Annotated in this window: 6 protein-coding genes; 1 reads left to right on the forward strand and 5 read right to left on the reverse strand. The window is 59.9% G+C overall.

What is annotated here, in order from left to right:
* Positions 1-38 precede the first annotated feature (38 nt).
* The 5 genes from GE543_RS24775 to GE543_RS24795 all read right to left on the reverse strand — a co-directional run bounded on the left by GE543_RS24775 (position 39) and on the right by GE543_RS24795 (position 8,336).
* Positions 39-2,732, reverse strand: coding sequence for a GGDEF and EAL domain-containing protein (locus GE543_RS24775; protein WP_032698865.1), 2,694 nt, complete (start codon positions 2,730-2,732; stop codon positions 39-41).
* A gap of 250 nt (positions 2,733-2,982) precedes the next feature.
* Positions 2,983-4,395, reverse strand: coding sequence for a multidrug transporter subunit MdtD (gene mdtD, locus GE543_RS24780; RefSeq protein ID WP_103690106.1), 1,413 nt, complete (start codon positions 4,393-4,395; stop codon positions 2,983-2,985).
* A 9-nt stretch (positions 4,396-4,404) separates the two neighbouring features.
* The gene (locus GE543_RS24785; protein WP_103690107.1) at positions 4,405-5,730 is read right to left on the reverse strand and encodes a TldD/PmbA family protein; all 1,326 of its coding nucleotides are present in this window, start codon (positions 5,728-5,730) and stop codon (positions 4,405-4,407) included.
* Complete coding sequence (locus GE543_RS24790; protein ID WP_003432506.1) at positions 5,730-7,172, reverse strand: TldD/PmbA family protein; 1,443 nt, start codon at positions 7,170-7,172, stop codon at positions 5,730-5,732. The genes GE543_RS24785 and GE543_RS24790 overlap by 1 nt, the downstream gene beginning before the upstream one ends.
* A 123-nt stretch (positions 7,173-7,295) precedes the next feature.
* On the reverse strand, positions 7,296-8,336 hold the full coding sequence (locus tag GE543_RS24795; RefSeq protein ID WP_003420066.1) for a low specificity L-threonine aldolase: 1,041 nt from the start codon (positions 8,334-8,336) through the stop codon (positions 7,296-7,298).
* A gap of 99 nt (positions 8,337-8,435) precedes the next feature.
* On the opposite strand from GE543_RS24795, the gene GE543_RS24800 reads away from it, so the two are divergent.
* Positions 8,436-9,182 carry a TraX family protein gene (locus tag GE543_RS24800; protein WP_153222589.1) on the forward strand — a complete coding sequence of 249 codons (747 nt, stop codon included), beginning with the start codon at positions 8,436-8,438 and terminating at the stop codon, positions 9,180-9,182.
* Positions 9,183-9,441: the final 259 nt, after the last annotated feature.

Raw genomic sequence — 9,441 nt, forward strand, 5'->3', positions numbered from 1 at the left:
GACAGTGTGCCCGAGAGAGCGGGGTGCAGGGAAGGTTGTCAGGCGGACGGGCGACGAGGGTAACGCTTCAGTTTCTCGATCAACTCTTCGCCGGGGATAGGTCTGTCGAACAGATAGCCCTGGCCGACATCGCAGCGATGGCGCCGCAGGAAGGCCAGCTGTGCCGCGGTTTCAATGCCTTCTGCGACCACTTTGAGCTTGAGGTTGTGAGCCATGGCGATGACCGCAGAGGTGATTTCCATGTCGTCTTCATCATCCGGAATATCGCGGATGAAACTGCGATCGATCTTGATCACATCGATGGGGAATTTCTTCAGGTAACTGAATGACGAGTAACCGGTGCCGAAGTCATCCATGGCCAGTGACAGGCCGAGCTTCTTCAACGAGTCGAGTTGCTGGCGGGTGTCTTCTGTCGCTTCCAGCAGCAGGCCTTCGGTCAGCTCCAGTTCCAGCAGCGAGGGGTCAAGCTCTTCTTCTTTGAGGATGGCGGCAATCGACGACACCAGTTCCGGGTCGGAGAACTGCTTGGGCGATACATTGATGGCTACTTGCAGGTTGCCGAACCCAGCGGCGGTCAGGTCCTTGCTCATGCGACAGGACTGACGCGCGACCCATTTACCGATGGGGATAATCAGGCCGGTCTCTTCGGCCACGCTGATGAACTGGTCCGGTCGGATCATGCCTTTTTCAGGATGATTCCAGCGCAACAGCGCCTCCATGCCCAGCAGACGACCCGTCAACAGGCACAGCTTGGGCTGATAGAACACCTCCAGCTCGTTCTGGGTCAGGGCGCGGCGCAGGTTATTTTCCACGAACAGCTTGTAGCTGGCCTCGGCATTCAAGGCTTCGGTGAACACCTGAACCTGATGTTTGCCGTTGGCTTTGGCCTTGTGCAGGGCCAGACCGGCGTTTTTCATCAGGGTCTGCGGGTCACGACCGTGTAGCGGCGCGCAGGCGAGGCCCACCGAACCGGTGACGCTGATCAACTGATTGTCGACGAACATCGGCTTGTCCAGCGTGGCCAGCACCTGAGTGGCGGTGGCCTGTCCGGCTTCCTGATCGGTGTTGTCGATCAGCACGGCAAATTCGTTACTGGCAAAGCGCGCCAGTACATCGGACGGGCTCAAGGTGTTGCGCAGGCGGCGCGCCAGACTGATCAGCAGTTTGTCACCGGTCTGGTGGCCGAGGCTGTCGTTGATGCGCTTGAAATTATCGATGTCGACCAGCAACAGGCTCATCGGCGTATCGGTGTCGCGGGCGAAGCGTTCGTCCAGATTGCGGATAAAGGCCGGACGGTTGCCCAGGTTGGTGAGGTTGTCGGTGTACGCCAGGCGCTCGATGCGCTGCTGGGCCAGCTTGCTCTGGGTGATGTCTTCGTAGATGCCGATATAGTGGGTCAGCTCGCGATTATCGCCATACACCTTGGAAATCGACAGCTGGCCCCAGTAGGGTTCGAGGTTCTTGCGCCGGCTTTTGAACTCGCCCTGCCAGCTGTTGCTGTTGGTCAGGCTGGAGTTGGCTTCCAGCAGCAACTGGTTGAGGTTTTCCAGCGCGGGCAATTCCGACAGCTTGTGCCCGGAGACTTCCTCCGAGCTGTACTGGGTGATCGCCGTGAAACTCGGGTTTACGTATTCGACCACGCCGTTGCAGTTGACCAGCAGAAAGGCGTTGGCGCTTTGTTCGACCGCGCGCTGGAACAGGTGCAGTGCGTTGGTCGCAGCGCGTCGGTTATGGTTGTTGATGACCTGGGCAAACTGGTCGGCCAGCTCGCCAGCGAAGGCGATCTCGTCGGACTGCCATTCGCGCGTCGAGCCGGACTCCTCCAGACACAGCACGCCGATCACCTGCCCATCGATACGAATACTGGCATCGAGCACCGCCCTGGTTTCTCCCGGGTTCAGGCTTTTGGCCATTTCGCAGGTGCGCGGGTCAGTCTGGATATTGCTGGCGTCGATCGCCCGGCTGGTATTCAGCGCTTGCAGGTAGGTGGGGTAGGGGCTGATATCCACCGGCGTGCGAGACTGGTAGTCGCCGGTTTCACGGCTGTAGTCGGTGATCGGCTCCAGGCGCTTGTCGTTGAGGTTCCAGATACTGACATGGTCGACATCGTAGATATCACAGGCGCTTTTGGTGATCAGCTCTGCCGCTTCGAGCAAGGTATTGGCCGTGGTGTAGCGATGTCGGGTCAGGCGCAGAATCAGATCCTGCTGGGCGCGTACACGCTCCAGGTGGGCAAACTGGTCGCGCTGGGCGCGCTGGTTGAGTTCCAGGGCTATCTGCAGGCGCAGGTTGCGGGTTTCCAGATCGGAGTCCGTGACCGGTTCGCCAGTCGTGACAAGGCCTTCGACGATCAGGAAATAACCACGTAACAGATGGCGGTTGTGCTGTTTGTAGGCTTCGCCGATTTCCAGCAGGCCAAGGGGGCCCTTGGGGCTGTGAAGGGTGTAGCGGATCAGGTAATTCGTGGAAGAGGCCAGTTGCAGCTGGATGTCATCGTGAAGTTGATAACGTGCTTCCGGCTCCATGAGGCTGGCATAAGGGGATCCAATCAAGGCGCAAAGGTCAACAGCTGCCAGTCCGAGCTGCCTTTCGCAATTCGGATCGAGAAACAATAGCGCCCAATTGGCTTCATTCAGCCGCTCGAAACGCAGCATGCCCAGGCGCGAAGGCACTGGCAATTGCGTCACTACCTCGGCTGCGGATCTACCGGCAGCATCGGTTTGGCTTTTCATGAACAAACTCGCTTCCGAAATACTAGTCGCGACGGGGATAAAACCCACTTTCGCGTATGGCAAGGTTGCATCATGCGGCCCGTGCTTACAAGAGACCACAGTGGCTTAGTGCTATAAAAGTGTCGGCCGCTTGTTCAGGTTCTTCAATGTATCTGGTCGGATACTCATATTCGTTGAATTTTCGGGCAAAACCCCTGTTTTCCAGGGGAATTCGCTTTGCAGATTTGCTCCAGTCACGTGCCGTTGTCAATCAGGCTTTGGCTATCCTGGGTTCCTTCGCTGGCAATTGCAGGAAAATACCTGCTGCAAACATTGCCAGCACCCCGACACTCAGGAAGGTCAGCTGGAATGCCCCCAACATGCTGCTGACCTCGCCGGTGGCAACTTCTTCGCTGAAACCACCCAGCAAGGCTGCTGCGCTTGCCACGCCAAGACTCAGCGACAGCTGCGCCACCACCGAAAGCAGGCTGTTGCCGCTCGCTGCGCTGGCATCGTCCAGATCGATCAGCGTGACCGTATTCATGGCCGTGAACTGCAAGGAGTTGACCGCGCCGAGCAGCCCCAGATGCACCAGCAACACCCAGTATGGGGTTTGCACATCCACCAGCGCCAGGCTGGCCAAAAGGATGCCCAGCAGCAGTGTGTTGCCGGTCAGAATCATGCGATAGCCCAGCCGCTCGATCAGCCAGCGGGCAACGGTCTTGGCGAACATGCCCGCGGCCGCCAGCGGCAACATGCTCATACCCGCCTGAGACGGCGAATACCCCAGCGCCACCTGCAGCAGCAACGGCACCAGAAACGGCAGGGCACCGCTGCCCAGGCGGGCGAACAGGTTGCCCATGATGCCGACCGCAAACGTCCGGGTACGGAACAATGAAGGGGCGAACAACGGCGATTCGATGTGCCCGGCACGCAGCCAATACGCTGCCAGACAGCCCATCCCGGCAAACAGCAGCAGCACCACGCGCATGTGCGGCAGGTGCAGCTCGCCCAGGCCCTCCAGGGCAATGGTGATCAGTATCATCGCCGCGCCAAACAGGATGAAGCCGACGCCGTCAAATCGCGTTCGACCGCCTCCCGGAAGATCAGGGATGAAGTGTTTGACGGCATAGCAACCGAGGATGCCGACCGGAATGTTGATCAGGAAAATCCAGTGCCAGCTCAGATACTCGACCATCCAGCCGCCAAGCGTCGGGCCCAGCAATGGGCCCAAAAGGCCCGGCACGGTGATAAAACCCATGATCCGCACCAGCTCCGATCGCGGATAGGCGCGCAAGACGATCAGGCGCCCGATAGGCAGCATCAGCGCGCCCCCCAGCCCCTGAATCACCCGGGCGGCCACCAGCACGTTCAGTGACCAGGACAGCGCGCACAGCAATGATCCGAAGCTGAACAGCAGGATGGCGCTGAAGAAGATGCGCTTGATCCCGAACCGGTCGGCGATCCAGCCCGAAGCCGGGATCAGCAGCGCAATGGTCAGCATGTAGGCGATGACCACCGACTGCATGCGCAATGGGTCTTCTTCCAGTGAGCGGGCCATGGACGGCAAGGCGGTGTTGAGAATCGTGCCGTCCAGGCTTTGCATGAAAAATGCGATGGCGATGACCCAGGGCATCCAGCGCAGGGTCTTTTCGTCCATGATCGGCGCTGCTGAGTTCTGCATAGGCTCCTGCTATAGCGTGAGGGTGAGTCGGCTGATCAATGCGCCAGGCAACTGGATTGAACCGGTCTGGCGCTGACTGTAGGTGCTCGATTGGAGAATCAGTTCCCTTTCTTTGGTCAAGTCCTCCAGTGCGCTGCCCAGCAGGCTGTAGGCGCTGTCATCGAAGCGCATGGTGCTCACCGGCGCGACGATCTTGCCCTCTTCGACCCAGAACGTTGCGAAGCGTGTCATTCCGGTGAGGCGCGCAGCGGCGCGGTCGGAGAAGTTCAGGTACCAGAGGTTACTGATGTAAAGCCCGGTGCCGAGCCTTGCGAGGATCTGATCCAGCTCCAGCGAACCGCCGGCAATGCTCAACGCGCTTGGGCCTTCGCCATAATCCGCGCCGTTGGCAGGCAGGTCGTATTCGGCAGCGCTGCTCGAATCCACCAGTCGATCGCGGGCTTGCCCGTCGACGATCAGTTTCAGGTCCTTGCGCGGGTAGCCTTCGCGTGAAAACGCGGGTGAAAGCGAACCGCTGACTTTTTCGTCGAAGTTGACCAATGGGCTGAAAGGCGTCTCGCCGTCATACAGCCTTTGCAACGGGCTGCGTTTACTGGCCAGTGACTGCGCGGAAAATCCGCCCCAAGTGAGCATGCCGATGACTTCGTCCAGAGCCGCTGGCGCCAGGTAAGCGCGGTATTGTCCGGGCTTGAGCGCATGCAGCGGGCGGCCGAGAAATTCCAGCTGTTCGCGGGCCTGCTGAAAACGCTGCACGAACGATTCGTCGCTCCAGTCATGACCCGCGTAGTTGGCTTTCACTGCCTGGCCGTTTTCATGAAACAGGCTCCAGTCGAAATTGAAGCTGTTGGCCTGGTGCCAGCCCTGCGCGCCCCACGAACTGGCGAAGCCGCGGTAAAGCGGGCCTGCCGCATAGAAACCTACCAGGTCCAGATCACCTGCCAGTTCGCTGATCTGCTCGACGACCCGTGCGCTGTCCGGCAGTGGCAAGTCTTGAACGTTGCTGCTTTGCCAGGCATTGGTGTTTGGCAACAGATAGGGATCCTTGGCCAGCGACGGCAGTGTTTCGCGTAATTGTTGCAGGGCGTCGACAAGGCGCTGCTGGTCGGTCTCGGCGTCGCCGGACAAGGTCAGTTCCAGATTGGCATGCCGGCCGTCATCAATCAGTTTGAACGTCGCAATGACCTGCTGGACGCTCCCGGCCTGTCGAACCTGGCCGTGGTTGAAGCGGATGAAGTCAGACGCCTCGGCGTCGTAGGCCAGAGTGAAGTGTTCTGTCGGGCTGATGGCAGCCTTGAGCACGGCGACCAGCGCCTCGAACTGCTGTTGGTGCGACATCAGGCATCTCCTCCAAACACATCGACATTGGCAAACACACACGCCGGAGAGGCATGACCTACGCGGATCACCTGATTGGGTTCGCCCTTGCCGCAGTTCGGCGTGCCCAGCACTTTGAACGTGCTGGCATCACCCACTGCGCTGAGGTTTTTCCAGAATTGCGCGGAGATTGCCCGGTAATTGGGATTCTTCACCACGCCCTTGAGCTCACCGTTCTCGATCAACTGGCCCCATTCGCAGCCGAACTGGAATTTGTTGCGTGCGTCATCGATGGACCAGGAGCGATTGCTCGACATCAGGATGCCGTGCTCGATGTTACCGACCAGACTGTCCAGCGACTGGTCACCCGGTTCGATATTCAGGTTGGCCATGCGGTCGATGGGGGCACGGTTCCAGCTGGAGGCGCGGCTGTTGGCGACGCCTGCCAGGCCGCTGCGGTATTGCGACAGGGCACCGCCGAGTGGGCGTTGCAGCAGGCCGTCACGAATCAGGAACTGCTTGCTGGCTGACGTGCCATCGTCGTCGTGCGCGTAGCTGGCCAGCTGCTCGGGAATCTCCGGGTCGAAGGTCACGTTCAGCAGGCTGGAACCGTATTGCAGGGTGCCGAAGTCAGTCGTTTTGACGAAACTGGTGCCTGCGTAATTGCGCTCGTCACCGAGAATCCGGTCCAGCTCCAGGGGATGGCCGATGGACTCGTGAATCTGCAGGACCATCTGATCGGGCATCAGCAGCAGGTCGCGTGGGCCTGACGGCGTGTTGGGAGCGAGGATCAGCTGCAACGCTTCGTCGGCGACGTTGGCGGCAGACCCGATCAGGCCACAACTGCTCAGCACTTCGATGCCACCCTGCTGGCCGAAGTTATGCCCGCCGAGGGTGCGCGTCTGGCTGTCGCGACCGTCATAGGCCGTCACGCTCATGCCGGGAAACACAAAGCGCTGCGCCTGACGCAATTGCGCGCCCGCGCTGTTGAGGTAGATTTGCTCGACGGTTTCCAGGTCCAGTATGGCTTGCCAGTTGACCAGGCGTTCGTCTGCCGGGACCGCGCTGGATTCGGCCATCAGCAGGCCGATGCAATCGCTAAGTGGCGGGAAGGCTTGATCCATGTTTGGCGACAGGTAGTCAGCCTTAGCGCTCGAGACAGCTTGATCACTCAGGTCCAGCAGCGCATGCGGTGCCAGACGGCGGGCCAGCGTTTCGGCCTGCTGCAAGGCAGCCTGCAAACCCTTCAGGGAGATGTCGTTGGTAGCGGCGTAGGCTTCAACGCCATTCAGGCGCACGGTCAGCATGGCGCCCTCGTCGCTGATCAGTGACGGCGGCTCGGCCACATTCTTGCGCACGCACAGGCGTTGGCCGGTGCGGTGCACGTAACGTACGGAAAAGAATTGCGCTTCACTCTGCAGGGCAGCGAAATGCTGCTTGAGCCGGGCGGAGAAATCGAACATGCAGACAAGCTCCTTCTTGAGGGCGGTCGGTAAAGTCCGGACGGCCTTGTGGGCCGTTTGCCGTTGAGAAGGAGATTAACCCGTCGCTCGTCGGGCTGCACCTGCAAGCTTGATTTAGACGCTTCAGCCCTGCATCACCAGCCTGATATCGGCGGCCAGTTCACGCACGCGCTCCTCTTCGGTGTCCCACGAGCACATGAAACGTGCGCCGCCGTTGCCGATGAAGGTGTAGAAACGCCAGCCCCGCCCGGTCAACGCAGCAATGGCCGGCTCCGACAGCTGCAGGAACACGCCATTGGCCTGTACCGGGAACATCAGCTCCACGCCAGGAATGTCCTTGACCAGTTCGGCGAGCAGTTGCGCGCAGCGGTTGGCGTGACGGGCGTGTTTGAGCCAGGCGTCGTTTTCCAGCAGGCCGACCCACGGTGCAGACAGGAAGCGCATCTTCGACGCCAGTTGCCCGGCCTGCTTACAGCGATAATCGAAGTCTTCAGCCAGATCATGGTCGAAAAACAGAATGGCTTCGCCCACTGCCATACCGTTTTTGGTGCCGCCGAAGCACAACACGTCAACGCCGGACTTCCAGGTCAGTTCAGCCGGGGAAGCCTCCAGAAAGGCGCAGGCATTGGAGAAACGCGCGCCGTCCATGTGCAGATGCAGGCCCAGTTCCTTGCAGGTCGCGCTGATTGCCTTGAGTTCTTCCGGCTGATAAACGCCGCCCACCTCGGTGGCCTGGGTGAGGGTCACGACGCGCGGCTTGGGGTAGTGAATGTCCTGACGCTTGAGCGCCACTTCACGAATCGATTCCGGGGTCAGCTTGCCGCCCGCGCTGCGCGCTGTCAGCAGTTTGGAGCCGTTGGAGAAAAACTCCGGCGCACCGCATTCATCGGTTTCGACGTGAGCCGTTTCCGAACAGATAACACTGTGGTAACTCTGGCACAACGATGACAGCGCCAGCGAGTTGGCCGCCGTGCCGTTGAAGGCGAAGAATACTTCGCAGTCGGTTTCGAACAGTCGGCGGAAATCATCCGAGGCGCGTGCAGTCCATTGATCGTCACCATAAGCGCGTTGATGGCCCTTGTTCGCCTGTTCCATGGCTGCCCAGGCTTCAGGGCAGATACCGGAATAGTTGTCGCTGGCGAACTGTTGGCTTTGGTCTGTCATGGCCGATTCCTTATGGGCGATTATGGTGCGCACTGTAGCGACAATATAAGGTTCGGTCATGTGTTGGCTGCATGACGCAATTCCCCGTTCAGGAGCACTATGGATCTTTCCAACCCGCCTTTTCTGCCCGGACGCAACAAGGCGCTGGACCTGCTCAAGTGGCTGGCGATGTTGAGTATGGTGCTTGACCACCTTCGCTATGTGGGCTGGTCAGTCGATTTTCTTTACGTGCCGGGGCGTTTTGCCTTTCCCTGGTTCTGCCTGGCAATCGCCGTGAATCTTTCCCGGCGCAGCGCAGCGATTGTGGCCCCGCGCGTGCAATGGCGTTATCTGGGCTGGCTGCTGGTGTTTGCCGGGCTGTCGGAGATCCCGTATCGGCTGTTCATGGCTGACGCGGGCGTGCTGAATGTGATGCCGACCCTGCTGCTGGGGCTGGTGATTGCTCAGGGCTGGCAGCAGCGCAATCCGACAACCCGAGTGATGGCCCTTGTCGCATTGCTGCTGACGGCGATCTTCCAGAAATACCTGATGTTTGGCTTTGCCGGCGTGCTGCTGCCGCTGGTCTTTGTGCTGGTGCTGGAAAAAAGGCTTTGGTATGCGGTGTTCCCGGCGGTCTTTTGTCTGGCGGGGAATGCGTGGTCGCAGATGTTTGCCGGTGCGAGCTGGGGCGATCCGATTTCCATCGGTTCGATAGTGGCTTGCGTGTTGGCGCCTGTACTGGGCATCGCGCTGCTGCGGGCAAAGCCCGGGTTCGCAGTGATCCCGATGCGGCGCTGGGCCTATGCGATCTATCCGCTGCACTTTCTGCTGTTGCTGGGCGTGCGAATGGTGGTGGGCAGGGGTTGATCGGGAGGACGCAGAACGTCCGGAACGGCATGCCAACGCAGAGCATTGGCACGATAGTCACGAGATTCTCGTTCCTCACGCTCCGCTTGGGAATGCAGTTCGTGACGCTCTGCGTCACACGGCGGTTTTTCTTTGTTAGGTAGATTGGTGTTCGGCTCCGGTCACCTTTTCGCCCCTCGGCGACTTACTTTGATGGGGCCAAAGTAAGCAAAGCCCGCAGCTCCGTTTCCGGCCCGACTTCGTCGGGTTCCTTCGCCCT

The organism is Pseudomonas sp. SZ57, assembly GCF_009495975.1.
Classification (GTDB): domain Bacteria; phylum Pseudomonadota; class Gammaproteobacteria; order Pseudomonadales; family Pseudomonadaceae; genus Aquipseudomonas; species Aquipseudomonas syringae.